The following is a 24,700-nucleotide window of genomic DNA, read 5'->3' as shown; positions in this document are numbered from 1 at the left end:
ACGCGGCACGACACCCGCATTTCTTTCCGGAGACAGCAGCATGTCCAACTCAACCGCGCTTGCCGTGACGGCGCGCATCGACCGCCTGCCGCCGACAGCCAGCATCTGGAGCCTCGTGCTGATGCTGAGCGTCGGCGGTTTCTTCGAGGTCTACGACCTGTTCCAGATGACGTACCTGCCGGCCGGGCTCGTCACCGACGGGATTTTTCATGTCGGCGCGAAAGGCATGTTCGGCCTGTCCGACCAGGCGACGCTCGGCGCCGCGACGTTCGTCGGCCTGTTCATCGGCGAAATCGGCGTGGCGCGGCTGGCCGATCGTTTCGGACGGCGCGCCGTCTTCACCGGCTCGCTGCTGCTCTATACGCTTGCCAGTCTGGCGATGTGCGTGCAGCAGACGGCGGTCGGTATTCACCTGTGCCGGCTGGTCGCGGGCATCGGCGTGGGTGCCGAACTGATCACCATCGGTGCGTATCTCACGGAACTCGTGCCGAAGGGCATGCGCGGCCGTGCGTTCGCCGTATGTTTCGCTGTCGGCTATCTGGCGATGCCGGTGCTCGCGCTTGCGTCGTGGCTGCTGATCCCGCGCGCGCCGCTCGGTATCTCTGGCTGGCGATGGGTGATTCTGGCGGGCGGCAGCGGCGCGGTCATCGTCTGGTGGCTGCAATCGCGGATTCCGGAGTCGCCGCGCTGGCTCGCGATGCGCGGCCGAGTGGACGAAGCCGAAGCGGTGCTGGGCAAGATCGAGGCGCGCGTTGCGCGCGAGCACGGCGGGCCGCTGCCTGACGTGCCCGCCGTCGTGACGGGCGACGCGCTGGCCGTGCGCACCGTGTCGATGTGGGATGCCGGTTTGCGCGGCCGGACGCTGATGCTGATCGCGTTCAACGCGTGCCTGAGCATCGGCTTCTTCGGGTTCAGCCAATGGCTGCCGAGCCTGCTGGCCGCGCGGGGCACGCCCGTGACGCAGAGCCTGCTCTATGCGTTCCTGATCGCGTTTGCGTATCCGCTCTCACCGCTCGCGGCAGGGCTGCTCTCCGATCGCGTCGAGCGCAAGTGGCTCATCGTGGCGACGGCGTTCGGCGTGGCGTTGTTCGGGACGGCATTCGCGATGTCGTCGTCGGCGGCCGCCGTGATCCTGTTCGGCATCCTGATCACGTTTTGCAACACGACGCTTGCGAGCAATGCGACCGCCTATCAGGCCGAGGTCTTCCCGACGGCGATCCGCAGCCGCGCGCTGGGGTTCGTACACTCGTTCGGCCGGCTGACCGGCGTGGCGAGCAGCTACCTGATCGCGCTCATCCTCGCGCATCTCGGCGTGCCGGCGGTGTTCGTACTGATCGGCGCAAGCATGCTGGTCGTGATGCTGTCGATCGGGTTATTCGGCCCGCGCACCAATCGCCGCTCGCTTGACGAGATCGCGGCGCCGAACGCGGCGCGACAAGACGCAGGGGGCTCGTCCGCTGCGTCGGACCGGTATCGCGGCCCGGCGGTGCGCGCGAGGCAGCGGTAGTGCGGGCACGGCGGTTGCCGGGCGGCACGTGTCGGGTTTGGCGATGCCGGTTCAGCCCGGAACGAGCCACGCGATCACGAGATATCGCGCGACCTTCGCGACGGTGACGATCGCGAGGAACGTCGGCAGCGGCTCGCGCAGCACGCCGGCGATCATCGTCAGCGGATCGCCGATCACGGGCGCCCAGCTCAGCAGCAGCGACCAGCGGCCGTAACGCGCATACCAGCGTTCGGCGCGCGCGAGCGCGGCGGGCTTGACAGGAAACCAGCGGCGCTCGCGGAAGTGCTCGATGCCGCGCCCGAGCGCCCAGTTGATCACGGAGCCGGCCACGTTGCCGATGCTCGCGACGAGCACCAGCGCCCACACGGGTTCGCGCCCGGCGAGCAGCAAGCCGGCGAGCACGGCTTCGGACTGGAGCGGAAACAGGGTCGCGGCGACCATCGACACGGCGAACAGGCCGCCGTAAGTGAGCAATTCGGACATCGCGCGATTGTACCGGGCGCGCGCCGGCCGCCGTGGGGCACAGGGTCACACGATCATGAGTTCAGGCATTCAAGCGGCGTCGGCCGTGCCGAACAGCAGGTGCGAGATCAACGACTTGTCGACGGGTTCGTCGTTGAGCGTGCTGGCCAGCAGTTCGCCCGCGAGCTGCTGCGGCGAGAACACCATGTCGGGCTTCAGGAGGCGCAGCCGTTCGAGGTTGCGCTGGTGGTTCACGAGCGCGACCGTGCGCACCGACGGTGCGATCTCGCGGATCGCGAGGATGATGAAGGCGTTCTCGGCGTCGTCGGAGCGCAGCGCGAGCACCGCACGCGCGGTCGCCGCGCCGGCGCTTTCCAGCACCGCGTGGTCGGTCGCATCGCCGACGATCAGGTCGGTCGTGGCCGGATAGTTGTGCTCGACGCCGGCCGGCACGACGACGGTCACCGCGTAGCCGCGCTTGCGCAGCCCGTCGTGCACCGCATGTGCGACGGGTGTCGCGCCGACGATCAGGTAATGGTGCTTGCGAATCACGTTCGAAATGCCTCCCTTGACGATGCGTTTCAGATTGCCGCCGATCACGGGGCCGACGACCGCGCTGATCGACGTCGCGAACACCGTGATGCCGAGCACGATCACCGAAGCGGTGAACAGGCGCGCGGTTGGCGCGTGCGGAACGATGTCGCCGTAGCCTACCGTCGACATCGACACGATCGAAAAATAGACGGCCGTGGCGAGATCGTGGACGGGCGGCGTGAATTCGTCGCCGAGATACAGCACGCCGAAGGTCGCGTAGATCAGCAGCGACACGATGCTCAGCAACGCGAACAGGCTGCTCGCGGCAACGCTCGCGCGGTCGAAGTGCCGCCAGTAGTACAGCAGCGCGACGGCCAGCACGGCCGTGTAAACGAACACGGCGTGGCTGCGATAGCCGCCGAGCACGCTGATCGCGGCAGCGGCGACCAGCAGCAGGATCGACAGCACCCACGCGACGCGGGCGCGCAGCACGATGCCGATGGCCATCGTCGCGAGGCCGGCCGCGACGATCACTTGCGGCAACACGACGAGCCCGGCGTTGTCGATGAGGTTCAGTGCATCGGAGAGCCATGCGTGATGCACGCCGAGCCTGGCATGCTCGACGACGGGGCGCAGCACCATGAGCGCGTCGAGCGCGAGGAGGAGAGCGAGATACCAGTGCAGGCCGACCGGCGCGAACAGGCGCCGCAGGCGGGGTGTGAGGGGCTTCATCCAGTCGCCCGGCTGGCGGGCATGTCCAACGAAACAGCCGCTACCCTAAAGCATTCGGCAATCGGCTGCTTTTTCGACGCACTTTGGCGGCGGCCGCGATGACGCCCGCCGCCCGGTCGTTGTCAGTTCCAGCCGACCATGATCGCGCCCATCCCGACGAGCAGCCCACCCGTGACGCGATTCATCGCGCGCATCCGTGCGGGCCGCTGCAGCGCGCGGCTCAGCCGGTGCGAGAACAGCGCCATCGATGCGACACCGCCGGCGAACAGCACCGCGAACGTCGTCGCGAGCAGCAGGTACTGCTGGTTCAGGCTCCAGTCGCCGCTCGGGCTGATGAACTGCGGAAAGAACGACGGGAAGAACAGCAGCGTCTTCGGATTGAGGCCCGAGGTCGCGAGGCCGCGCCAGAACAGCGCACGGTGCGTGTCGGTCTCCTCCGTTGCCGGCCCGGCCGAGGCGGCGGGGGCGCCGGCCGGCGTACGGCTGAGCCATTGCTTGCAGCCGAGCCAGACGAGGTAGGCCGCGCCGGCCCAGCGCAGCACGGTCAGCGCGCGCTCGTCGAGATGCACGAGCGAATTCAGGCACAGCGCGGTCAGCGCGAGTTGCAGCAGCACGGCGAGCGTGCCGCCCCAGACGCACGGCAGCGCGCGGCGCCAGCCGGCGCGTAGCGCCTGGTTCATGGTGAGAAGGTTGACGGGGCCGGGGGCGTAGACGAGAACGGCGGAAGCAGCGAGAAACGAGAGGTAAAGCCTGAACGACATGACGGGTAGGGCAGGAACAGGAACACGGGCGCCGAAGCCGCGCGGCCGGATAGGCGCGCGGGCGGCGAGGAATCGCATGCCTGCTGGCCGGCACCGCAACTCGTGATTGCGGCCATGCGTCCCGGTGCGAAGGGGTTGTCGCGGGGAGCGTGCCGGACAGCAGGCATGGGTAAAAATATATCAAGGGGCCGGATTAAAAGGCTTCCGCTTTTCCACACAAACCGACACAAATCCGGAATGTCGTTCAGATAGAATCCCGGTTTTCAGTAGAAGATTCTTCCTGCCATGGCCGCACGTGAACGCTCGCCGAAAACGCTCGACAGTCAGGACCGCAAGATCCTCGGCGCACTGCAGAAAAATGCGCGCCTGTCGAACGCCGAACTGGCCGAACAGATCGGCATGTCGACCACCGCATGCTGGAACCGCACGCGGCAGCTCGAGGTGGACGGCTACATCGACGGTTACGTCGCGCTCGTCAATCAGCGGAAGCTGGGCTATGCGGACATCGTGATCCTCGAAGTCACGCTCGATCGTCACGAGGACGACGCGCTCGCGCGCTTCGGCGAGGAACTCGCCGCACTGCCCGAGGTGCTCGAGGCCTATCTCGTGTCGGGCGAGTACGACTACTGGATCAAGGTCGCGGTGGACGGCACGGCTGGCTACGAGCGGTTCCTGCGCGAAAAGCTGTACAAGATTTCGAGCATCCGTCACAGCCGCTCGATGTTCGCGCTGCGCTGCATGAAGGACGTGCCGTCGATTCAGGTGTGAGGGGGATGAGCATGCGGCCGTCGTTGAAACGGCGGCGCATGTGGCTGCACGTTTGCGCGGCGACAGCCGGCAATCGGGTGGGGGGAGAAGGGGTACGGCGCGGTCCGGCGCCTCGGCCGGAAACGAGGATGAATCTTCCGTCCGCGACGATCCGGTGTACCCGCGCGCCGGCGCGATAACGGCTGTCCACCGGGCAACCGTCAGACAAAACCGCGCCGATGCGGATCGGCGCCGGTATCGGCTTTAACGCGACTTCAACGCGTTCCCGACACCGGGAGCGCATTCAACCGGGACAACCGCCGCCTGTTTCCACGTATTTGCCTGGCTGGCCGTTGCCCGACGCCGCGACCTCATGGCGCGCGTCCGGGCAAGCGGATCAGGCAGGGCAACGTGCGGACGGCCGGCTGGCGGCCGGCCGTTCCGTTCAGTGCGGCAGGCGGGCGTGTGCTTCAGCGATGACTTCGCAGTTCTCGAGGTGGAGTGCCCAAGCTTCTGCAATCAGGTCGCTCACACGTGCGAGCCAACCAGCAGATTCGGTGGAACGGTCGGAGACATTGGACGTTTGCATGACGAAGCCCCATATAGGTGGCGAGTTAGGGATAACCCTAATCATAGCGAAACGCCTCCGCTTTGTGAAATGCGATTTCGTTATATGAGAATTACTGACAATTTATGTTGCTGCTTCGCAACATGAATATCGGCTGCCCGTACGTGGCGTGCAGGCATGACGAGGCCGCGCCTGCAGGGCCCCGCACAAAACAGAAGAGGGGATTCGAGCGGGAGGGAGGATGGCGGAAGCGGCGGACTGCGGCTTACCGGCCGATCCACCCGAACCGCCACGACAGCCGCCGCGTCGCGGCGAGCAACGCGTGCGCGAGGTCGCTGTCCGGCCCGCGCGGGAACCCGCGCGACGAGCCGATGATCGCGATCACGAGCCGGATGCTGCCGGTGTGATCGAACACGGGCGCGGCAACCGTCCCGATGCCGGGCACCGGCGCATCGAACGCGAAATCGAGTTCGTCCGTACGGATCGTCGCAAGCCGCGCGCGGAAGGCGTCGTCGGCCGGCGCGGCGGCGTTACCCGCGAGGCGAACCGGTTCGTCCGAGAGCAGGTCGGCCAGCACGTCGTCGGACATGCCGGCCGCGAAGATCCGTCCGATCGCCGTATTGACGAGCGACATCACCGTGCCGACCTGCAGGCTCACGTGCTGCGGCCGCGCCGATTCCTCGAGGCGGATCACGGTCGGGCCGAGCGGCCCGAGCGTCGCGGCTGCCACGCTCATGTCGGTCGCGCCCGCCAGCGCGACGATCTCGGCTTCCGCGTCGCGCGTCGGCGACACGCGCTGCATCGCGATCAGGCCGAGCGCTTGCCCGAGCGGGCCGCCGCCGAAGCAGCCGGCGTCGTCCCGGCTCAGCAGGCCGATCTTCTGCAGGCTGACGAGATGCGGAAAGGCCTTCGCGGCCGGCATGCCGGCGGCCGTCGCGAGATCGCGCAGCGGCAGCGCGCGGCCCGCCGACACCAGCGCGAGCAGCAGTTCGCCAGTGCTGTCGAGCGCATTGATGCCGCGCTGCGCCTTCGCATCGTCGGCCAGCGCGGGCGGCACGCGCGGGGTGGCCGGGGCCGGGCCGGACGCGGGCGGCGGGGCGTCGTGCGCCGCGCCGAGCGATGCGGTGGCCTGCCGTGCCGCGTCGCGCAATGCCGCCGCGATCGGGCCGTCCCAGTCGACGTCGATCGAGCCCGTCGAACCGATCACCGTCAACGCGAGCTGCAGCGTGCCCTCCGCGTCGAACACCGGCACGCACATCGCGCTGACGCCGGGGCTCGGCAGGTCGACGCCGCGTTCGATACCGCGTGCGCGGATCGCATCGAGTTCCGCCCGCGGCACACCGGCGTCCGGCACGGGCTGTTCGGCGCCCGCGAGCGTGGCGCCCGCGCCGGCCTGGCTGGCCGCCATCGCGTCGAGTTGCGCGGGATCGCCGAACGCGCGGAACACGCGGCCGGTGGCCGTCGTGTCGAGCGACATCACCGAGCCGACGTGCAGGTTCACGTGCAGCGGATAGCCGCCGTGCTCGATGCGCACGATCGTCGGCCCGAGCGCGCCCGGCACCGACAGCGCAACGCTCAGGCCGACCGCTTCCGCGAGCCGCGCCGCGTGCGGCAGCGCCGCACGGTAGGCCGGCTGGCGCTCGATCGACATCAGCCCGAGCCGCAGCGACAACGGGCCCGGCTCGTAATTGCCGGTGATCGCATCGCGCTTCACGAGCGCAAGCCGCGTCAGGCTGACGAGATAGGTGTGCGCCTGCGCGGTCGACAGGTCGGCCGCCGCGGCCAGCTCGGACAGGCCGAGCGGCTTGCGCCGGCGCGCGAGCGCGTCGAGCAGCCGGCCGCCGACCTCGACACTCTGGATCCCGCGCTGCGCCTTGGGCGGCGCGTCGTCTGCGCTGACTTCGTGGTTCTGCACGCGATGATTCTTCCGTTGACGAAACCCCGCATGGTATCCGACGCCATTTATCGCGCCAGCCCGCAGGTTTACCCGTATTAAACAATAGCAAGCGACTTTGTCATTGACAAATATTCGACGCAGGAAGATGATCCGCTCACTCCCCTCAACACATGGCTCGCAGCCACGGAACGCAACATGGCCAAAGCATTCGCCTCCCAAGCCGATCTGGAAGAGAAGAAAGTCACCTGGACGAAGCTGTCCGAGAACGCGTACGCATACACCGCCGAAGGCGACCCGAACTCGGGCGTGATCATCGGCGACGACAGCGTGCTGATCGTCGACACGACCGCGACGCCCGCGATGGCGCAGGACCTGATCGAGAAGATCCGCAGCGTGACCGACAAGCCGATCAAGCACGTCGTGCTGTCGCACTACCACGCGGTGCGCGTGCTCGGCGCGTCCGCGTATTTCGACGAAGGCGCGCAACACGTGATCGCGAGCCGCGGCACGTACGAGATGATCGTCGAGCGCGGCGAGGCCGACATGAAGTCGGAGATCGAGCGCTTTCCGCGCCTGTTCGCCGGTGTCGAGACGGTGCCCGGCCTGACCTGGCCGACGCTCGTGTTCGAGCGCGAGATCACGCTGTTCCTCGGCAAGCTCGAAGTGAAAATCATGCACGTTGGCTCGGGCCACACGAAGGGCGACACGATCGTCTGGATCCCGTCGCAGAAGGTGCTGTTCTCGGGCGACCTCGTCGAATACGACGCTGCATGCTACTGCGGCGACGCCCAGCTCGAACAATGGCCGGCGACGCTCGAGGCGCTGCGCGCGCTCGGCGCCGAGAAGCTCGTGCCGGGCCGCGGCCCCGCGCTGCTGAACCCGGCCGACGTGAACAAGGGCCTCGACTACACGAAGGATTTCGTCACGACGCTGCTCGCACAGGGGCGCAAGGCCGTCGAGCAGCAGCTCGACCTGAAGGCGTCGATGGCGCTCACGCGCGAAGCGATGGATCCGAAGTTCGGCCACGTGTTCATCTACGAGCACTGCCTGCCGTTCGACGTGTCGCGTGCATTCGACGAAGCGAGCGGCATCACGCATCCGCGCATCTGGACCGCGCAGCGCGACAAGGAAATGTGGGCCGCGCTGCAGGACTGAGCGGCTTGCACAGGCGGAGTGTCCGGCAGGGCGCTCCGCCTTTTTTCTGAAGCGGCGACTGGCCACGGCTTCCTGCCGTCTTTCCGTCCGCCGTACCCGATCTCACAAGAAAGCAGGGCGCACGTACGTCCTGGGAGACGGCTGCGCGCTCGAATCGCGCAACCTGTTTGGAGAGAGACATGCCCCAATCGCTTCCCGCCGAAGCGACGCTCGCGCACGCGAGCGCTTCGGCTTCCGCATCGGCCGCCACGGACGACGCGCTGCTGTTCCGCAAGATCGCGTGGCGGATCGTGCCGTTCCTGTTCCTCTGCTACGTCATCTCGTTCCTCGACCGCATCAACATCGGCTTCGCGCAGTTGCAGATGAAGCACGATCTCGGCTTCAGCGACGCGATGTACGGCCTCGGCGCCGCGGTGTTCTACGTCGGCTACGTGTTCTGCGAAGTGCCGAGCAACCTGCTGCTCGCGCGGTTCGGCGCGCGCCGCACCTTCACGCGGATCATGCTGCTGTGGGGCATCGCGTCGACCGGGATGATGTTCGTGTCGCAGCCGTCGCATTTCTACGTGCTGCGCTTCCTGCTCGGCGTGTTCGAAGCGGGCTTCTTTCCCGGCATCGTGCTGTACCTGACCTACTGGTTCCCCGCGAACCGGCGCGCGGCCGCGATCTCGGTGTTCTTCGCGGGCGTCGCGGTGGCCGGCGTGCTCGGCGGCCTGATGTCGGGCTGGATCATGCGCGACATGAGCGGCGTGCTCGGGATGCACGGCTGGCAGTGGATGTTCGCGATCGAAGGCGCACCGGCGATCCTGCTCGCATTCGCCGCGTTCACGTTGCTGGTCGACCGGCCGCAGGACGCCACGTGGCTCACGTCCGATGAGAAGGCGCGGGTCGCCGCGCTGTGCGCCGATGGCCGCGGCCACGGCAACGCGCATGACGGGCGCAGCCTCATGGCGGCGCTCGCGAACCCGCGCGTGTACCTGTTCGCGTTCATCTATTTCTCGCTGACTTGCGCGTCGCTGACGCTCAATTTCTGGATGCCGCTGATGATCCGCGACTTCGGCGTGACCGACGTCGTGGCCGTGAGCCTGTACACGGTCGTGCCGAACGCGGTCGGCGCGGTGGGGCTGATCCTGATCGCGCGCCGGTCGGACCGCACCGGCGAGCGGCGCAAGCACTTCGCGTGCTGCACGATCGGCGGCGGGCTCGCGCTCGCGGCGCTGACGCTGCACCTGCACAGCTTCGCGGCGATGCTCGCGTGCCTGTCGATCGCGGCGACGCTGATCTTCGCCGCGCTGCCGATCTTCTGGGCCGTGCCGACCCGCTACCTGTCGGGCAATGCGGCCGCGGCCGGGATCGCGCTGATCAGCAGCATCGGGATCACGAGCGGCATCGTCAGCCCGTGGGTGATCGGGATGATCCGCACGCGTACCGGCAGCATGGATCTCGCCGTGTATCTGCTGGCCGCGCTGCTGGTGGCGAGCGGCGTCGCGCTGATGCTCGGCGTGAAAGGCGAAGGCGCGCCACGCGACTAGGCAAGCAACGGCCGGTCGCTGCTCGCGGGCGGCGGCGACCGGCGCGACGTATGGGCCCCGTATCCGAATCCATCGAGGAGACGATCGATGTCAGCCCCTCTTCAAGCGGACGCCGCACGTGCGGTCGCGTCCGGTGCCGCATCAACGGACGACGACGCGCTGTACCGCCGCATCGGCGCGCGGATCGTGCCGTTCCTGTTCATCTGCTACATCGTGTCGATCCTCGATCGCAGCAACATCGGCTTCGCGCAGTTGCAGATGCGGCAGGACCTCGGCCTGACCGACGCGATGTACAGCCTCGGCGCGGTGCTGTTCTTCGTCGGCTACGTGCTGTTCGAGGTGCCGAGCAACGCGCTGCTGCGCCGCTTCGGCGCGCGCCGCACGTTTGCGCGGATCATGTTCCTGTGGGGCGCGGTGTCGGTCGCGATGATCACCGTCGACAGCGCGAAGCATTTCTACGCGCTGCGCTTCCTGCTCGGGCTGTTCGAGGCCGGGTTCTTTCCGGGCGTGGTGTTCTACCTGACGTACTGGTATCCGGCGCGGCGACGCGCGTCGGTGCTGTCGATCTTCTACGCGGGCGTCGCGGTGGCCGGGATGGTCGGCGGGCTGCTGTCGGGCTGGCTGATGCGCGGGATGTCGGGCGTGCTCGGGCTGCACGGCTGGCAATGGATGTTCGCGATCGAAGGCGCGCCCGCGATCCTGCTCGGCGTGATTGCGTGGTTCTGGCTGTGCGATCGTCCCGAGCAGGCGAACTGGCTGTCCGACGCCGACCGCCAGCGGCTCGCGGCCGACCTGGCCGCCGACCGTGCCGGTGCCGATACGCCGGCGCCGCATTCGCTGCGGCAGGTGCTGGCCGAACCGCGCACCTACGTGTTCGCGTTCATCTATTTCTCGCTGACCACCGCGCTCCTGATGCTGCTGTTCTGGATGCCGCTGATGATCCGCGAATTCGGCATTCACGATGTCGTGCAGATCAGCCTGTTGTCGGTCGTGCCGAATGCGATCGGCGCGGCCGGCCTGATCGCGATTGCGCGGCGCTCCGACCGCAAGCGCGAACGGCGCTGGCACTTCGCGGCATGCGCGTTCGGCGGCGCGGTGGCGCTCGCGCTGCTGACGCTGCACCTGCCGAGCATCGTCGCGATGATGGCGCTGCTGTCGGTGGCGGCGATGCTGATCTTCGCGGCGCATCCGGTGTTCTGGGCCGTGCCGTCCGCGTATTTCTCCGGCGCGGGTGCGGCGGGCGGGATCGCGCTGATCAGCAGCATCGGCGTGTCGAGCGGCATGATCACGCCGTGGCTCGTCGGGCTGATCCGCACGAGAACCGGCAGCATGGACCCGGCGATGCTGATGATCGCGGCGCTGCTGGCCGCGTGCGCGGTTGCGATGCTGCTGGGCGTGCGGGCAGTGCCGCGTGCGGAATCGGCGTGATGCGGGCGGCGGCGGTGCGGTTCAGTTCAGTGGAAGTACAGAAACAGCCCGGGCAGGACGATCAGGCCGTGCAGCACCAGCGCGCCGTAGATCACGCCGCCGCGCGCCTGCAGGTCGATCGACAGGCAGGCGATCGCCGCGATGACGCCGATGACCGACAGACCGGCCGCCCAGAAGAGCGCGGTGATGAGCACGCGAATGCCCATGTACGGATCGTCCATCGAACTGGCGAACCCGTAGCCGAACAGCAGCGCCAGCAGCTCGATGAGCGCGACGAAGAGAAGACCTGACGCGATTCGCGCGGTTCGTTTGGCATTGTCCATGAACAAGTCGGGGTGGGTAGGGGCAGGGGCGCCAGCCTACACGATCCGTCCCGAATAGGTCGCGCAACGGGGGCGGCCGTCGCCTGGCCGAAACCGCGTCGGCTACGCCCGATACACCTCGATCCGGTTGCGGCCACGCTCCTTCGCGAGATAGAGCGCCTTGTCGGCGCGCGACAGCGGCTGGTATGCGCCGAAGTCCGACGCCCGCATCGCGTCGATGCCGATGCTGACGGTCAGCGTGACCGGCTGGTCCTCGTGCGTGAGCCGCGCCTGCATCGCGCGTTGCTGCACGCGCTGCGCGAAGGCCAGCGCGCGGTCGAGATCGGCACCTGGCAGCACGATCGCGAATTCCTCGCCGCCGACCCGGCCGACGATGCCGTCCGGCCCGGTTTCCGCGAGCAGCAGCCGCGCAAAATGCCGGAGCGCGCGGTCGCCGACCGGGTGGCCCCAGCGGTCGTTCAGCGCCTTGAAGTGATCGAGATCGAGCATCAGCACCGCGGCAGCCTGGCCGGTCGTGCGCACGGCGCGCAGCGCGGCTTCGCTTTGCCGCATGAACGCATGGCGGTTCGACAGCTGCGTCAGGTGGTCGGTGGTCGCCATCCGGTGCAGTTCGGCCTCGATGTGCTTGCGGTCGGTCGCGTCGGTGATGAAGCCGTGCCACACGGTGCCGCCGTCGGCCGTGCGCTGCGGGCGCGCATCGCCTTCACGCCAGCGCAGGCCCTGGCCGGGCAGCAGCACGCGATATTCGAGCCGCCACGGTGTCAGCCGTACCGACGAGTCGTGCAGCGACAGCCGATAGGCGACCAGGTCGGCCGGATGGATTCGCGTCTCGACCGCCTCCGCGCTGCGGGCGATCTGCTCGGGCGTCAGTTCGTAGATGTCGCTGACACCCGCGCTCGCGTAGGAAAAGAAGCGGCGTCCGTCGGGCGCCTGCCGAAGCTGGAACACGAGCCCGGGAACCTGGTCGGTGAGATCCGTGACGAGCGCGGCCGAGTCGCGCAATCGCGCGGCGAGCTCGCGCAGCGCGGTGATGTCCGTGGTCGTCCCGACCATCCGGAGCGCACGGCCGTTGGCGTCGCGGTCGATCACCTTGCCGCGGCTGCAGATCCATTTGTACGAGCCGTCCTTGCAGCGGATGCGGTGCTCGACCGCGTAATAGTCGCTGCGGCGCTCGAAGTGCGCGAGCATCGCGGCCTTCACGTCGGCGATGTCGTCCGGATGTAGCCGTTCGTATGCGTCCTCGATCCGGGTGCTGAGCTCGTGCGGCGCGTAGCCGAGCATCGCCTTCCAGGCCGGCGAGTAATGGATCTCGCCGGTTTCCACGTTGCGATCCCACACGCCGGTGCCGCTTTCGGTCAGTGCGAGCGTGGTCAGCGTACTGTGTTCCTCGACGATGCCGAGCCGTTCGCGCAAGGTCACAGTTTCGATCGCGCGGGCAAGTGCGCTTGCGGCAAGCGTGGCGAGGTCGCGCAGGAGTGCGCGCTGCGTGGCGTCGAGCGCCGGGGTTTTATCGTCGACGACGCACAGCGTGCCGAGCGTCGCGCCGTCGGGCGCGGCCAGTTCGCAGGCCGCGACGATCCGCAGCGCATGAGGCGGGCCGTCGTCGCGTTGCCGGTTGGTGTCCGCGCGACGCGGGGCGAACCGCGAATCGGCGGCCGGCGTCGGCTCGACGTGGGGTAGCAAGACCTCGGCGGGAAGTTGATCGGGAAGCCGATCGGGCAGTTCGCCGTCGGCGGCCAGCACGCGTTGCGCATCGGCGTCGGCGCGAGCAATGAACGCGCCGGCGGCGCCGAAATGCGCACGCGCGACACGGCAGACGGTGCCCAGTTCCGGCAGGGGTGGGAGCGCGGGCTGACGGTCGGCCGAACCGCGTGCGGAGGCCGGCGCGTCGCCGGTCTCGGTGATGAACATACGGACCCGCATGGTCGAATTCCGCAACGGACGATTGCCCTCGTGATCGGACGAATACCGGTCGAACGAGGTCGCTTGGGGACTGCAATCGCAGAGCTTACTGTTGCGCGGAATGCGTGGCAAGCGAACCGGAATCGTCTGTCGGGATGCGACATTTATGCCGACCGGGAAAGAATCCGGTGCGGTGTTCCCGCAGACGAATCCACCGATCGGCATCTGCCCGGAAACGTGCCGCGGAACCTCGGATGATTGCGGGCGTTTCGCCACGCATCACCGCATTCCGCAGCACATCCCGGGTTCGACGTGCTTGCTGCCTTCGACGTTGCGGGATGCCGCGTGCTCAGCCTGCGGTCGCGTAGCGCGGCGCAGGCGTGTCGGCCGACAGGTGCGGCGCCATCGTGCGGCGCGCGGCCTCGTAGGCAGTCCATTCGTCACCCGCGTGCAGCGACGGGATCGTCACGAGTTCGCCGCGATCGAAGCCGACCAGCGCCGCGTCGACCATGTCGTTCGCCGACATCACGATTTCCTTCGGCAGATGTTCGAGCGGCAGGCCGCCCGTCTGCCAGAAGTCGGTGGCGGTCGCGCCGGGCAGCACCGCCTGCACCTGCACGCCCTTGCCGGCGAGCTCGTGATGCAGCGACTGGCTGAACGCGAGCACGAACGCCTTGCTGCCGCCGTACACGCCGTTCAGCGTTTCCGGCGAGATCGCGACGATCGACGAAATGTTGATCACCGAGCCGCGGCCGCGGGCGACGAAGCCGGGCACCGCCGCATAGGTGAGGCGTGTGAGCGCGGTCACGTTGAGGTCGATCATCCGCGTCATCGCGTCGACGTCGCTGTCGAGCAGCGGCGCGTGCGTGCCGATGCCCGCGTTGTTCACGAGCAGCGTGATGCTCGCATCCTGCTTCAGCTTGGCCTCGACGGTGGCGAGTGCCGCCCGGTCGTTGAGATCGGCGCCGATGATCTCGACGCTGCGCCGGGTCTCGTTCGTGATGCGCTCGGCGAGGGCGACCAGGCGGTCTCGGTTGCGTGCGACCAGGATCAGGTCGTAGCCGCGGCGTGCGAGGCGGTCGGCGTAGACGGCGCCGATGCCCGACGAGGCGCCGGTAATGAGGGCGGTACCGCGATGTGCTTGCGTCATGATGTGCTCCGTTTCGAGGGAAATGGCCGGATGGCGTGAAGCCATTCTGGTCTCGAATCGCTGCGACACAAATGACGTAGATGGGTATGATTCAGGACATCGGGCGACCCACTCGACCGGGACAGGAGAGCGCACATGCACCGCATCGGTTTTCTGATCAGCGACGGCTTCCAGATCATGGCGCTCGCCGCGCAATCGGTGTTCGAGTACGCGAACATGGGCATGAGCAAGCCGTTCTACGTGATGGACAACTATTCGGTCGACGGCGGCGACGTGCGCTCGTCGCTCGGCCTGCCGGTGGCCACGCACGCGCTGCGCGGGCGGATCGCCGTCGATACGTGGATCGTCGCGGGCGTCAACGATCCGATCGCTTCGCCGGCACCGGCCGACGTCGTCACGTTCCTGCGCCGCAGCCATGCCCGCGCGCGACGGATCGCCGGCATCTGCACCGGCGCATTCGTGCTGGCCGAGGCCGGGCTGCTCGCGCAGCGCCGCGCAACGACGCACTGGGCGTATGGCCGCGACATGCAACGGAACTACCCGGAGATCCGCGTCGAGGAAGACCGGATCTACATCGTCGATGGCCCGATCTGGACGTCGGCCGGGATGACGGCCGGTCTCGACCTCGCGCTCGCGATGGTCGAAAAGGATCTCGGCGCCGATGCCGCACGCTCGGTCGCGCACAAGCTCGTGATGCACCAGCGGCGGGCCGGCGGCCAGTCGCAGCATTCGGAAATGCTGGAGCTCGCGCCGAAATCCGACCGGATCCAGAACGCGCTGAACTACGCTCGGCAGCATCTCGGCCGCGCGCTGACCGTCGAGGATCTCGCCGAAGCCGTCCATCTGAGCCCGCGCCAGTTCAGCCGCGTGTTCACGCTCGAAACGGGGCAGTCGCCCGCGAAGGCGATCGAGCGGCTGCGGCTCGAATCCGCGCGGCTGATGATCGAGCAGAGCCGCCATTCGCTCGACGTGATCGCGAAGGAAAACGGCTTTCGCGATCGCCGGCACATGCGAGAGGCGTTCGTGCGCGGGTTCGGCGTACCGCCGCAGGCGATGCGGCGCGACGCACGCACGGACGAGCGGGAAACAGGCTGACGCCCGTGGGCGCGAGACGCCAGCGCGAGTCGGAAAAATCGCGCAGAATTTCCGGCATCCTTTGCGAGGAGACACCATGCACGCCGAGCCGTTCGACATTGCGATACCCGATCACGCGCTGGATGACCTGCGTCGGCGCCTGCGCGACCGTCGTCCGCCGATGCTCACGCCCGCCGAGCCGTGGCAGCAGGGTATGGACGGCGCGTGGCTGCGTGAACTGAACGGGTATTGGGCCGAACGCTTCGACTGGCGTGCGGTGGAGCGTGCGCTGAACCGGTTGCCGCAGTTCGTCGCGGATGCCGATGGCCAGCGCGTGCATTTCATCCATCGGCGTGGGGCGGGACCGAAACCTTATCCGCTCGTCATCACGCACGGCTGGCCCGGCTCCGTGTTCGAATTCCACGCGCTGATCGATCGTCTCTGCGATCCGGCGGCATTCGGCGGCAATCCTGACGACGCGTTCGATGTCGTCGTACCGTCACTGCCGGGCTTCCTGTTCTCGCCCGCGCCAACTGCGCCCGGCACGTCGGCATTTCAGGTCGCCGACCGCTGGGTGGCGTTGATGTCCGGTCTCGGCTATCGACGCTTCGGCGCACAGGGCGGCGATCTCGGCGCAGGTGTGTCGATTGCGCTCGGCGCGCGCCATGCCGACCGGGTGGACGGGATCCATTTGAACTACCTGCCCGGCAGCTACGAGCCGCCGACGGACGCGGCTTTGCCGCTGACCGAGGACGAACGGGCCTTCGTGACGCAGCGCGGCGAGTGGGCCGCGCTGGAAGGTGGATACGCGCATGTGCACATGACGAAGCCGCAGACGCTGGCCGTCGCGCTCAACGATTCGCCGGCCGGCCTGGCCGCATGGATCGCCGAGAAATTCCGTGCGTGGAGCGATTGCGACGGCGACGTCGCACGGCGGTTTTCGCACGATGCGCTGCTGACCGGAATCTCGCTCTACTGGTTCACCGGCTGTATCGGCTCTTCAATGCAGATGTATTGGGAAAACCGGCTGCAGCCCATGCGCTTCGCGGCCGGGCAACGCGTGACGGCGCCCGTCGCGTTCGCGCGCTTTCCGAAGGAAATCAGCCGTCCGCCGCGCAGCTGGCTCGAACGCGTGTTCGACGTCGTGCAATGGACCGACATGCCGAGCGGCGGCCATTTCGCGGCGATGGAAGAGCCGGATCTGCTGGCCAGCGATATTCGGCGATTTTTCCGGCGGTTTCGGTCATGAGCCGGTCGGCCGGCGAAGCGGGTGCAGTGCACCGGTGGCCATCCAGGCGATAGAGCGCACGAACGCCGCGCGGATCGTGACGCGACGCTGTCGCCCGCGTTACCGCGTGACGAACGGCGCGGCGTCGTCCGGCGCCGTGCGCGCGTGCTTGCGCTGGCGCAGCAGCGCGACGCGGCAGTTCTCGCGTGCGGCTTCGCGGCCGTCGTCGTCGAGCAGCACGAGATCGCCGCGCATCACGTTGAGCGTGATCACGTCCTCGCCCGGCGCGCCGAGCGTTTCCGGCGTATGCACCGAGCCGGCCGGTTCGAGCACCGTCGAGCCGGCGTGCGCCACCCAGTCGTATTCGCGGTAGCGCCACGCACCCTGCAGCGTATGGACGAACACCTCGCCGTCGTGACGGTGGCGCGGCAGCGTGCCGCCGGCCGGCATCTTCAGCAGCGCGGTCAGCGTGTCCTCGGCCGCATTGATGTGCAGGTACTTGATTTCCAGCCCCGGCAGGTCGGCGCTCATCGGCAGCCACGGCAGCGCTTCGCCAGGCAGGCACGAGATCGGCGGCAGGTCGGTGGAGAGCGGGGCGGACGGCTGCGTCATGGCGGGAGGCGGAGCGGAAATGGGGAGCCCGCATTATCGCAGAGCCGGCTCGTGCAGCCGAACAGGACGTTTCGCGTTGGTTCTCGCGCGCATGCGCAGAGGCGATCCTTACAGCTTGAAATATGCAGCTAAACTGTACAGTTTGACTGTCTATCTGCTATCTTGAATTTATGAACACGCCATTGCCTTCGTCCGAAGCGCTCCCGCTGGCCGGCCTTGCCGGCGACCTCCGCATCTCGGTCGGCAAGCTGATGCGGCGGATGCGGGAGCAGATCCACCCGAACGACCTCACGTCATCGCAGAAGTCGGTGCTGTTGCGGCTCGACCGCGACGGCCCCGCGACCGTGTCGGCGCTCGCACGCGCCGAAAGCGTGCGGCCGCAGTCGATGCGCGTGACGGTCGCGACGCTCGAGACGCTGGGCGCCGTCAGCGGCGAGCCCGATCCCTCCGACGGCCGGCAGACGCTGATCGCGCTCACATCCGGTTTCCGCAAGGTGCTGCAGGCCAACCGCGCGGCCAAGGACGACTGGCTGTTCCGCGCGCTTCACGCGCAACTGTCGGAGGCCGAGCAGGCCGAGCTCGCGTCGGCCGTGAAGCTGCTGCAGCGGCTTGCCGAATTCCAGGAACCGCCGCGTCCGTAATCTGACTCGCCCCGTTTGCCGAAAGGACAGCCTGAACATGAACCTCCCGCATCTCGTGTCGTATTTCTTCGGCGGCGCGTTTCTCGCGAACGTCGTGCCGCATCTCGTCAGCGGGTTGCGCGGCGAGCCGTTCCAGACCCCGTTCGCGAATCCGCCCGGGCGCGGCTTGTCGTCGTCCACGGTGAATGTCTTGTGGGGAGTCGCGAACCTCGTGGTGGCCTATGTGCTGGTGTGCCGGGTTGGCGATTTCGACGTCCGGATCACGTCCGACGCGGCGGCGTTCGGCCTCGGCATCCTCGCGCTCGGCCTGTTCCTCGCGCGGCACTTCGGCGACCTGCACGGCGGCAACGAGCCCGAAAGGGAGCGGCCATGAGCGTGCCGGCGGCGGGTGTCTTCCGCTCGCTTCGCAGCTTCAACTATCGCGTGTGGGCGATCGGCTCGCTCGTGTCGAACATCGGCACGTGGATCCAGCGTACCGCGCAGGACTGGCTCGTCCTCACGCAGCTCACGCATCACGACGCGTCGGCCGTCGGCATCGTGATGTCGCTGCAGTTCGGCCCGCAGCTTTTGCTGCTGCCGTGGACGGGGTACGCGGCCGACCGTTTCGACCAGCGCAAGCTGCTGATGGCGACGCAGACGCTGATGGGCGGGCTCGCGCTGTTGCTGGGGCTGCTGACGGTGACCGGCGTCGCGCAACTGTGGCACGTGTATCTGTTCGCGTTCCTGTTCGGCTGCGCGTCGGCGTTCGATGCGCCGGTGCGGCAGACGTTCGTCGCGGAACTGGTCGCCGATCGGGAGCTGGCGAATGCCGTCGCGCTCAACTCGACGTCGTTCAACGCGGCGCGGATGATCGGGCCGGCGGCGGCCGGCTTCATCATCGCGTCGGTCGGCACGGGTTGGGCGTTCCTGCTCAACGGGCTCAGCTTCGTCGCGGTGCTGGCGTCGCTGTCGATGCTGCGTGCCGACGAACTGCGTGCGCACGCGCGGGCCGACCGCACGCGCGGCAGCCTGCTCGATGGGTTCCGTTACGTGTGGCAGCGCCCGGACCTGAAAGCGATCCTCGTGATGCTGTTCCTGATCGGCACGTTCGGGCTCAATTTCCAGCTGTTCATCTCGACGATGGCGGCCAGCGTGTTTCATGTCGACGCGCGCGGCTTCGGCGTGCTGTCGTCGATGATGGCCGTCGGCACGATTACCGGTGCGCTGCTCGCGGCGCGTCGCGACCGGCCGCGTTTCCGGCATCTGTGGATCGGTGCGGCGTTGTTCGGGCTCGGCTGTACGCTCGCCGCGCTGGCGCCGGGCTACTGGCTGTTCGGCGCCGCGCTCGTGCTGACCGGGATCGCCGCGATCACCTTCATGAACTCGACCAACAGCCTCGTGCAACTGTCGACCGAGCCGGCGATGCGCGGGCGCGTGATGGCGCTGCGTCTCGCGGTGGCGCTCGGCGGCACGCCGATCGGCGCGCCGGTGGCCGGCTGGGTCGCGAATCATCTTGGCCCGCGCTGGACGCTTGGTGTCGGCGCGATGTCCGGTTTTGCCGCGGCGCTGGTCGCGACGCATTTCATGAAGCAGATGCGCGCGCAGTCGAGCACGGGCGACGGCGCTTGACCAGCAGTGAAGCCGGCGTAGGCTGCCCGACCGTTCAGCCGTTCAGCCGTTCAGCCGTTCAGCCGTTCAGCCGTTCAGCCGTTCAGCCGTTCAGCCACCCAGCCACCCAGCCACCCAGCCACCCAGCCACCCAGCCACCCAGCCACCCAGCCACCCAGCCACCCAGCCACCCAGCCACCCAGCCACCCAGCCACGACAGTCGTTACGCCGCCGGCCGCGCCACGGCATGCGCGGCTTCGAGACAGGTCTGGAACAGCAGCGCGGCCCGCGACGGCCGCGGCGAGCGCCGCAGCAGGCTCACGAACCGGCACCGGTAATTGAACCGGTGCGGTGCGATCGGCTGCATCAGCCCCTTGTTTTCAAAGCTTTCCGCGTAATGGTCGGGAAGGAAGCCAAGATAGCGGCCGGACAGGATCAGCGTGGCGATCGACTCCTGGTCCGACGCGGTCGCGCTGCGAGTGAGCTTCGCGCGGTGGCTCAGCTCCATGTTCGGCGAATGGAAGCCGAGGCCCGCGAACGCATGGTGGCCGATCGTCGTCCACGTGAGCTTGCCGTGCGGCGCATCGTAGAGCGGATGCTGGCGGCCGCAGTAGAGCAGCATCCGTTCGTCGAACAGCTCCGAGTACACGAGGCTGCCCGAGTTGCGGTGCGCGGGAATGATCCCGACCTGATAGCTGCCGTCGATGATCCCGCGCTCGACCTCGTTGATCGACGCGACATGCAGGTTCAGCGCGACGTCGGGGGCTTCGTCGGCGAACTGGCGGATCGCGTCGCCGAGCCGCGCGTTTGCGTTGGTGGCCGTCTTGTCGAATACCGCGATGTGCAGTTCGCCGCCCATCCGGTCGTGAATGCCGTCTATCCTGCTGCGAAATGCTTCCATCGACGCGAGCAGCCGCAACGTTTCCTCGTACACCGTCTGGCCTTCGGGCGTCAGCGTGAAGCCCGCGCGGCCGCGCCGGCACAGCACGAGGCCGAGGCGCGTTTCCAGATCCTTCACGTGCCGGCTGATCGTCGAGATGCCGATATTCAGTTCCAGTTCGGCCGCGGCCATCCCGCCGCACTGCACGACGCCCTTGAAGACCCGCAGCAGGCGGAGATCCATGTCGCTGAGCTGCCCGAGCAGCGCGCGACTCTTCGGTTTCTTTGCTTGCATAAATGTGCAAGTGAACATTGATATTGCGATATTCAAAAGACTAATTGGCCTCCCGACAATGCGCAATATCAACATAAGGAGGAGGGGCGCCGCGCGCCGACCGACATGACCGACATCACCACCGCCCAGCAGGACGAAACAAACCTCCGCACCGACGCCGCGTGGCTCGACGCGCACTGGATGCCGTTCACGGCCAACCGCCAGTTCAAGGCCGATCCGCGCATGATCGTGTCGGGCAAGGGCGCGTACTACACGGATGGCGAAGGCCGCAAGATTTTCGACGGCCTGTCGGGTCTCTGGTGCACGGGCCTCGGTCACGGCCGCACGGAAATCGTCGAAGCCGTGAGCCGCCAGGTCGCGCAGCTCGACTACGCGCCGGCGTTCCAGTTCGGCCATCCGAAATCGTTCGAACTCGCGAACAAGATCAAGGACCTGACGCCGGCCGGCCTCGACTACGTGTTCTTCACGGGCTCGGGCTCGGAAGCGGCCGACACCTCGCTGAAGCTGGCCCGCGCTTACTGGCGCGCGAAGGGCAAGGGCACGAAGACGCGCCTGATCGGCCGCGAGAAGGGCTATCACGGTGTGAACTTCGGCGGCATCTCGGTCGGCGGGATCGGGCCGAACCGCAAGCTGTTCGGCCAGGGCCTCGACGCCGATTTCCTGCCGCACACGCAACTGGCTGAAAACAAGTTCTCGCGCGGGATGCCCGAGCACGGCGCCGAACTGGCCGACCGCCTGCTCGAGCTGATCGCGCTGCACGACGCATCGAACATCGCCGCCGTGATCGTCGAGCCGTTCTCCGGTTCGGCGGGCGTGGTGGTGCCGCCGAAGGGTTACCTGAAGCGCCTGCGCGACATCTGTACCGCACACGACATCCTGCTGATTTTCGACGAAGTCATCACGGGCTTCGGCCGTGCCGGTGCAATGACGGGCGCCGACGCGTTCGGCGTGGTGCCGGACATCATGAACTTCGCGAAGCAGGTGACGAACGGCGTGCAGCCGCTCGGCGGCGTGATCGCGACGAAGGAAATCTACGACACGTTCATGGCCGCGGGCGGCCCCGAGTACATGCTCGAGTTCCCGCATGGCTACACGTATTCGGCGCACCCGGTGGCATGCGCGGCCGGCGTCGCGGCGCTCGACCTGCTGGTGAAGGAAGACGCAGTGGCCCGCGTGCGCGATCTCGCGCCGCATTTCGAGGCTGCGGTGCACGGGCTGAAGGGCCAGCGCCATATCACCGACATCCGCAACTACGGGCTGGCTGCCGGCCTGACGATCGCCGCGCTGCCGGGCGAGCCGGCACGGCGCCCGTACGAGATCGCGATGCGCTGCTGGGCGAAGGGTTTCTACGTGCGCTACGGCGGCGACACGATTCAGCTGGCGCCCCCGTTCATCTCGGAGAAGCGTGAGATCGACAACCTGGTCAACGCGCTGTCCGACGCATTGAACGAAGTGGACTGAGCCGCGGCTTGCCCTGAGCGATAACCGAATTCACGAAAGAGTCAGATACATGAAACACGACAGCAATGTGACGTCCACCGTCGGCCACCTGATCGACGGCAAGCGCGTCGACGGCGGCAGCCGCGTCCAGCCGGTGTTCGACCCGGCCACCGGCGAATCGCACAAGAGCGTCGCGCTCGCCGACAAGCTGACCGTCGAAGCCGCGATCGCGTCCGCGCAGGCCGCGTTCCCGGCCTGGCGCAATACGCCGCCGCTGAAGCGCGCCCGCGTGATGAGCCGCTTCAAGACGCTGCTCGAGGAGCACGCCGACGAGCTGTGCGCGCTGATCACCGCCGAGCACGGCAAGGTGCTCGCCGATGCGATGGGCGAGCTGCAGCGCGGGATCGAGAACGTCGAATACGCGACCTACGTGCCTGAGCTGCTGAAGGGCGAGCACAGCAAGAACGTCGGCCCCGCGATCGATTCGTGGAGCGAGTTCCAGGCGCTCGGCGTCGCGGCCGGCATCACGCCGTTCAACTTTCCGGTGATGGTGCCGCTGTGGATGTGGCCGATGGCCGTCGCATGCGGCAACACGTTCGTGCTGAAGCCGTCGGAGCGCACGCCGTCGTCAACGCTGCGCATGGCCGAGCTCGCGCTCGAAGCCGGCCTGCCGCCGGGCGTGCTGAACGTCGTGAACGGCGACAAGGAAGCGGTCGACACGCTGCTGACCGACCCGCGCGTGAAGGCCGTGAGCTTCGTCGGCTCGACGCCGATCGCCGAATACATCTACTCGACCGGCTGCGCGCACGGCAAGCGCGTGCAGGCGCTCGGCGGCGCGAAGAACTTCGCGGTCGTGATGCCCGACGCCGATATCGGCAACGCGGTGAACGCGCTGATGGGCGCCGCATACGGCTCGTGCGGCGAGCGCTGCATGGCGATTCCGCTGGTCGTCGCGATCGGCGACGAGACGGGCGACCAGGTCGTCGCAGGCTTGAAGGCCGAGATCGAGAAGATGAAGGTCGGCCCGGGCAACGGCGCGGGCGTCGACATGGGCCCGCTCGTCACGCAGCAGCATTTCGAGAAGGTGACGGGCTTCGTCGAAGCCGGTGTGGAAGCGGGCGCGACGCTCGTCGTCGACGGCCGCAGCGTGAAGGTCGACGGCCACGACGGCGGCTATTACCTCGGCCCGTGCCTGTTCGACAACGTGAAGCCCGGCATGCCGATCTACCAGCACGAGATCTTCGGGCCCGTGCTCGGCGTGATCCGGCTGAAGTCGCTCGACGAGGCGATGGCGCTGATCGACGCGCACGAGTACGGCAACGGCACGTGCCTGTTCACGCGCGACGGCGAGGCCGCACGCTACTTCGGCGACAACATCCAGATCGGCATGGTCGGCATCAACGTGCCGCTGCCGGTGCCGGTTGCGTACCACTCGTTCGGCGGCTGGAAGCGTTCACTGTTCGGCGACCTGCACGCGTACGGCCCGGACGCCGTGCGCTTTTACACAAAGCGCAAGACGATCACGCAGCGCTGGCCGTCGGCTGGCGTGCGCGAAGGGACGGTGTTCAGCTTCCCGTCGAACCGCTGACGCGCCACTCGGCTGCGCGCGTCGTCCGCCCGCCTGACGGCGGACGATGCAACGCGGCCGGCGTGATCGCCAGCGGCAGAAGGCCCGCCCGGATCGATGATCCGCGCGGGCTTTTTGACGTCCGCGCGGCGCGCGCGGAAGACGGCGGAATGACGCTTACGGCGCGACCACGTGCCACATGTCCTTGAAGTTGTCGCCGTTGCGGTCGCCCTGCTTCATGTCCTTCGAGAAGAAGTACAGCGGCTTGCCCTTGTAGGCCCATTGCGGGCTGCCGTCTTCGCGCTTGACGATCGTGTAGGGCCCGACCGGAACGTCGGTCGCGCTGGCCTTGTACGGCGGCCAGAAGGATTCGCACTGGCCCGTGCACGCGCTGGTGCCGGCGTTGGCCTTGTCCTTGTCGAACGTATAGACGGTCATCCCGTTCGCGGCGACGAGCGAACCGTTTTCGACTTTCGTGATCGAGCCTTGGGCCGACGCCGAAGCGGATGCAATGACGAGCAGGGCGGAGCTGACGAGCAGCGCGGCTTTCATGAGGGCCTCCTGTAATCCGGTGGGCGGCCGCGATCGTGCACGGGCGAGCGTGCGCCAGGATCGCGATGAATGGTGCCGGAACGCGGTGCCGTCGCCGCCGGTGCGAGCGACGCAGGGTCGAATGGCGGCG

Annotated in this window: 22 protein-coding genes; 12 read left to right on the top strand and 10 right to left on the bottom strand. The window is 67.7% G+C overall.

Annotated features, from left to right (window positions below):
• Window positions 1-40 precede the first annotated feature (40 nt).
• A complete protein-coding gene (locus BCEP18194_RS31350) occupies window positions 41-1,507 on the top strand; it encodes an MFS transporter (RefSeq protein WP_011355319.1) in 1,467 nt (488 codons plus the stop codon).
• A 51-nt stretch (window positions 1,508-1,558) separates the two neighbouring features.
• Here the strand turns inward: BCEP18194_RS31350 and BCEP18194_RS31345 are convergent, their stop codons facing one another.
• The 3 genes from BCEP18194_RS31345 to BCEP18194_RS31335 all read right to left on the bottom strand — a co-directional run bounded on the left by BCEP18194_RS31345 (window position 1,559) and on the right by BCEP18194_RS31335 (window position 3,996).
• Complete coding sequence (locus tag BCEP18194_RS31345; protein ID WP_011355318.1) at window positions 1,559-1,990, bottom strand: YqaA family protein; 432 nt, start codon at window positions 1,988-1,990, stop codon at window positions 1,559-1,561.
• 69 nt (window positions 1,991-2,059) lie between these two features.
• Window positions 2,060-3,235 carry a voltage-gated potassium channel protein gene (kch, locus tag BCEP18194_RS31340; protein WP_011355317.1) on the bottom strand — a complete coding sequence of 392 codons (1,176 nt, stop codon included), beginning with the start codon at window positions 3,233-3,235 and terminating at the stop codon, window positions 2,060-2,062.
• Between the two features lie 122 nt (window positions 3,236-3,357).
• Window positions 3,358-3,996, bottom strand: coding sequence for a LysE family translocator (locus BCEP18194_RS31335; RefSeq protein WP_041493317.1), 639 nt, complete (start codon window positions 3,994-3,996; stop codon window positions 3,358-3,360).
• A 285-nt stretch (window positions 3,997-4,281) separates the two neighbouring features.
• On the opposite strand from BCEP18194_RS31335, the gene BCEP18194_RS31330 reads away from it, so the two are divergent.
• Window positions 4,282-4,764, top strand: coding sequence for an Lrp/AsnC family transcriptional regulator (locus tag BCEP18194_RS31330; protein WP_011355315.1), 483 nt, complete (start codon window positions 4,282-4,284; stop codon window positions 4,762-4,764).
• 812 nt (window positions 4,765-5,576) lie between these two features.
• On the opposite strand, the gene BCEP18194_RS31325 is transcribed toward BCEP18194_RS31330, so the two are convergent.
• On the bottom strand, window positions 5,577-7,226 hold the full coding sequence (locus BCEP18194_RS31325) for an IclR family transcriptional regulator (RefSeq protein WP_011355314.1): 1,650 nt from the start codon (window positions 7,224-7,226) through the stop codon (window positions 5,577-5,579).
• Between the two features lie 177 nt (window positions 7,227-7,403).
• On the opposite strand from BCEP18194_RS31325, the gene BCEP18194_RS31320 reads away from it, so the two are divergent.
• The 3 genes from BCEP18194_RS31320 to BCEP18194_RS31310 all read left to right on the top strand — a co-directional run bounded on the left by BCEP18194_RS31320 (window position 7,404) and on the right by BCEP18194_RS31310 (window position 11,320).
• Window positions 7,404-8,363 carry an MBL fold metallo-hydrolase gene (locus BCEP18194_RS31320; protein ID WP_011355313.1) on the top strand — a complete coding sequence of 320 codons (960 nt, stop codon included), beginning with the start codon at window positions 7,404-7,406 and terminating at the stop codon, window positions 8,361-8,363.
• Between the two features lie 179 nt (window positions 8,364-8,542).
• Window positions 8,543-9,892: an MFS transporter gene (locus BCEP18194_RS31315; protein WP_011355312.1), complete on the top strand. Its 1,350-nt coding sequence runs from the start codon at window positions 8,543-8,545 to the stop codon at window positions 9,890-9,892.
• 87 nt (window positions 9,893-9,979) lie between these two features.
• Window positions 9,980-11,320, top strand: coding sequence for an MFS transporter (locus BCEP18194_RS31310; RefSeq protein ID WP_011355311.1), 1,341 nt, complete (start codon window positions 9,980-9,982; stop codon window positions 11,318-11,320).
• A gap of 26 nt (window positions 11,321-11,346) precedes the next feature.
• Here BCEP18194_RS31310 and BCEP18194_RS31305 read toward each other — a convergent pair whose 3' ends face one another.
• From BCEP18194_RS31305 to BCEP18194_RS31295, 3 genes are all read right to left on the bottom strand, one after another.
• Window positions 11,347-11,643: a hypothetical protein gene (locus tag BCEP18194_RS31305; RefSeq protein WP_011355310.1), complete on the bottom strand. Its 297-nt coding sequence runs from the start codon at window positions 11,641-11,643 to the stop codon at window positions 11,347-11,349.
• Between the two features lie 102 nt (window positions 11,644-11,745).
• Window positions 11,746-13,566, bottom strand: coding sequence for a sensor domain-containing diguanylate cyclase (locus BCEP18194_RS31300; RefSeq protein ID WP_157687328.1), 1,821 nt, complete (start codon window positions 13,564-13,566; stop codon window positions 11,746-11,748).
• A 328-nt stretch (window positions 13,567-13,894) separates the two neighbouring features.
• Entirely contained in the window at window positions 13,895-14,695 is an 801-nt protein-coding gene (locus BCEP18194_RS31295) for an SDR family NAD(P)-dependent oxidoreductase (RefSeq protein WP_011355308.1), read from the bottom strand.
• A 135-nt stretch (window positions 14,696-14,830) separates the two neighbouring features.
• On the opposite strand from BCEP18194_RS31295, the gene BCEP18194_RS31290 reads away from it, so the two are divergent.
• Both BCEP18194_RS31290 and BCEP18194_RS31285 read left to right on the top strand, forming a co-directional pair.
• Window positions 14,831-15,790: a GlxA family transcriptional regulator gene (locus BCEP18194_RS31290; RefSeq protein ID WP_011355307.1), complete on the top strand. Its 960-nt coding sequence runs from the start codon at window positions 14,831-14,833 to the stop codon at window positions 15,788-15,790.
• Between the two features lie 76 nt (window positions 15,791-15,866).
• Entirely contained in the window at window positions 15,867-17,018 is a 1,152-nt protein-coding gene (locus BCEP18194_RS31285; protein ID WP_011355306.1) for an epoxide hydrolase family protein, read from the top strand.
• Between the two features lie 99 nt (window positions 17,019-17,117).
• Here BCEP18194_RS31285 and BCEP18194_RS31280 read toward each other — a convergent pair whose 3' ends face one another.
• Window positions 17,118-17,609 carry a 2,4'-dihydroxyacetophenone dioxygenase family protein gene (locus tag BCEP18194_RS31280; protein WP_011355305.1) on the bottom strand — a complete coding sequence of 164 codons (492 nt, stop codon included), beginning with the start codon at window positions 17,607-17,609 and terminating at the stop codon, window positions 17,118-17,120.
• 170 nt (window positions 17,610-17,779) lie between these two features.
• On the opposite strand from BCEP18194_RS31280, the gene BCEP18194_RS31275 reads away from it, so the two are divergent.
• From BCEP18194_RS31275 to BCEP18194_RS31265, 3 genes are read left to right on the top strand one after another with little or no spacing between them, the layout of a single operon-like run.
• On the top strand, window positions 17,780-18,250 hold the full coding sequence (locus tag BCEP18194_RS31275) for a MarR family winged helix-turn-helix transcriptional regulator (RefSeq protein ID WP_011355304.1): 471 nt from the start codon (window positions 17,780-17,782) through the stop codon (window positions 18,248-18,250).
• 37 nt (window positions 18,251-18,287) lie between these two features.
• Window positions 18,288-18,623 (top strand): hypothetical protein, encoded by a 336-nt coding sequence (locus tag BCEP18194_RS31270; RefSeq protein ID WP_011355303.1) that lies wholly within the window; start codon window positions 18,288-18,290, stop codon window positions 18,621-18,623.
• On the top strand, window positions 18,620-19,858 hold the full coding sequence (locus tag BCEP18194_RS31265; protein ID WP_011355302.1) for an MFS transporter: 1,239 nt from the start codon (window positions 18,620-18,622) through the stop codon (window positions 19,856-19,858). Before BCEP18194_RS31270 ends, BCEP18194_RS31265 begins: the two co-directional genes overlap by 4 nt.
• Window positions 19,859-20,060: 202 nt before the next feature.
• Here BCEP18194_RS31265 and BCEP18194_RS31260 read toward each other — a convergent pair whose 3' ends face one another.
• Window positions 20,061-21,011: a LysR family transcriptional regulator gene (locus BCEP18194_RS31260; RefSeq protein ID WP_041493316.1), complete on the bottom strand. Its 951-nt coding sequence runs from the start codon at window positions 21,009-21,011 to the stop codon at window positions 20,061-20,063.
• Between the two features lie 105 nt (window positions 21,012-21,116).
• On the opposite strand from BCEP18194_RS31260, the gene BCEP18194_RS31255 reads away from it, so the two are divergent.
• Both BCEP18194_RS31255 and BCEP18194_RS31250 read left to right on the top strand, forming a co-directional pair.
• Window positions 21,117-22,472 carry an aspartate aminotransferase family protein gene (locus tag BCEP18194_RS31255; protein ID WP_011355300.1) on the top strand — a complete coding sequence of 452 codons (1,356 nt, stop codon included), beginning with the start codon at window positions 21,117-21,119 and terminating at the stop codon, window positions 22,470-22,472.
• Window positions 22,473-22,521: 49 nt separating this feature from the next.
• Window positions 22,522-24,039, top strand: coding sequence for a CoA-acylating methylmalonate-semialdehyde dehydrogenase (locus BCEP18194_RS31250; protein ID WP_011355299.1), 1,518 nt, complete (start codon window positions 22,522-22,524; stop codon window positions 24,037-24,039).
• A gap of 156 nt (window positions 24,040-24,195) precedes the next feature.
• On the opposite strand, the gene BCEP18194_RS31245 is transcribed toward BCEP18194_RS31250, so the two are convergent.
• Entirely contained in the window at window positions 24,196-24,570 is a 375-nt protein-coding gene (locus tag BCEP18194_RS31245; RefSeq protein WP_011355298.1) for a COG4315 family predicted lipoprotein, read from the bottom strand.
• Window positions 24,571-24,700: the final 130 nt, after the last annotated feature.

The sequence above is a fragment of the Burkholderia lata genome, assembly GCF_000012945.1.
Classification (GTDB): domain Bacteria; phylum Pseudomonadota; class Gammaproteobacteria; order Burkholderiales; family Burkholderiaceae; genus Burkholderia; species Burkholderia lata.
The sequence above is the reverse complement of the archived record's forward strand: the minus strand, read 5'-3'. Positions and strand labels throughout refer to the sequence as shown.

What these genes read in the sequence shown, in the direction of transcription:
- BCEP18194_RS31290 (WP_011355307.1), top strand. Translation starts at nt 14,831, where the DNA reads ATGCACCGCATCGGTTTTCTGATCAGCGACGGCTTCCAGATCATGGCG.
- BCEP18194_RS31250 (WP_011355299.1), top strand. Translation starts at nt 22,522, where the DNA reads ATGAAACACGACAGCAATGTGACGTCCACCGTCGGCCACCTGATCGAC.
- BCEP18194_RS31335 (WP_041493317.1), bottom strand. Translation starts at nt 3,996, where the DNA reads ATGTCGTTCAGGCTTTACCTCTCGTTTCTCGCTGCTTCCGCCGTTCTC.
- BCEP18194_RS31320 (WP_011355313.1), top strand. Translation starts at nt 7,404, where the DNA reads ATGGCCAAAGCATTCGCCTCCCAAGCCGATCTGGAAGAGAAGAAAGTC.
- BCEP18194_RS31350 (WP_011355319.1), top strand. Translation starts at nt 41, where the DNA reads ATGTCCAACTCAACCGCGCTTGCCGTGACGGCGCGCATCGACCGCCTG.
- BCEP18194_RS31315 (WP_011355312.1), top strand. Translation starts at nt 8,543, where the DNA reads ATGCCCCAATCGCTTCCCGCCGAAGCGACGCTCGCGCACGCGAGCGCT.
- BCEP18194_RS31310 (WP_011355311.1), top strand. Translation starts at nt 9,980, where the DNA reads ATGTCAGCCCCTCTTCAAGCGGACGCCGCACGTGCGGTCGCGTCCGGT.
- BCEP18194_RS31300 (WP_157687328.1), bottom strand. Translation starts at nt 13,566, where the DNA reads ATGCGGGTCCGTATGTTCATCACCGAGACCGGCGACGCGCCGGCCTCC.
- BCEP18194_RS31345 (WP_011355318.1), bottom strand. Translation starts at nt 1,990, where the DNA reads ATGTCCGAATTGCTCACTTACGGCGGCCTGTTCGCCGTGTCGATGGTC.
- BCEP18194_RS31305 (WP_011355310.1), bottom strand. Translation starts at nt 11,643, where the DNA reads ATGGACAATGCCAAACGAACCGCGCGAATCGCGTCAGGTCTTCTCTTC.
- kch (WP_011355317.1), bottom strand. Translation starts at nt 3,235, where the DNA reads ATGAAGCCCCTCACACCCCGCCTGCGGCGCCTGTTCGCGCCGGTCGGC.
- BCEP18194_RS31260 (WP_041493316.1), bottom strand. Translation starts at nt 21,011, where the DNA reads ATGCAAGCAAAGAAACCGAAGAGTCGCGCGCTGCTCGGGCAGCTCAGC.
- BCEP18194_RS31245 (WP_011355298.1), bottom strand. Translation starts at nt 24,570, where the DNA reads ATGAAAGCCGCGCTGCTCGTCAGCTCCGCCCTGCTCGTCATTGCATCC.
- BCEP18194_RS31255 (WP_011355300.1), top strand. Translation starts at nt 21,117, where the DNA reads ATGACCGACATCACCACCGCCCAGCAGGACGAAACAAACCTCCGCACC.
- BCEP18194_RS31265 (WP_011355302.1), top strand. Translation starts at nt 18,620, where the DNA reads ATGAGCGTGCCGGCGGCGGGTGTCTTCCGCTCGCTTCGCAGCTTCAAC.
- BCEP18194_RS31280 (WP_011355305.1), bottom strand. Translation starts at nt 17,609, where the DNA reads ATGACGCAGCCGTCCGCCCCGCTCTCCACCGACCTGCCGCCGATCTCG.
- BCEP18194_RS31295 (WP_011355308.1), bottom strand. Translation starts at nt 14,695, where the DNA reads ATGACGCAAGCACATCGCGGTACCGCCCTCATTACCGGCGCCTCGTCG.
- BCEP18194_RS31275 (WP_011355304.1), top strand. Translation starts at nt 17,780, where the DNA reads ATGAACACGCCATTGCCTTCGTCCGAAGCGCTCCCGCTGGCCGGCCTT.
- BCEP18194_RS31270 (WP_011355303.1), top strand. Translation starts at nt 18,288, where the DNA reads ATGAACCTCCCGCATCTCGTGTCGTATTTCTTCGGCGGCGCGTTTCTC.
- BCEP18194_RS31285 (WP_011355306.1), top strand. Translation starts at nt 15,867, where the DNA reads ATGCACGCCGAGCCGTTCGACATTGCGATACCCGATCACGCGCTGGAT.
- BCEP18194_RS31330 (WP_011355315.1), top strand. Translation starts at nt 4,282, where the DNA reads ATGGCCGCACGTGAACGCTCGCCGAAAACGCTCGACAGTCAGGACCGC.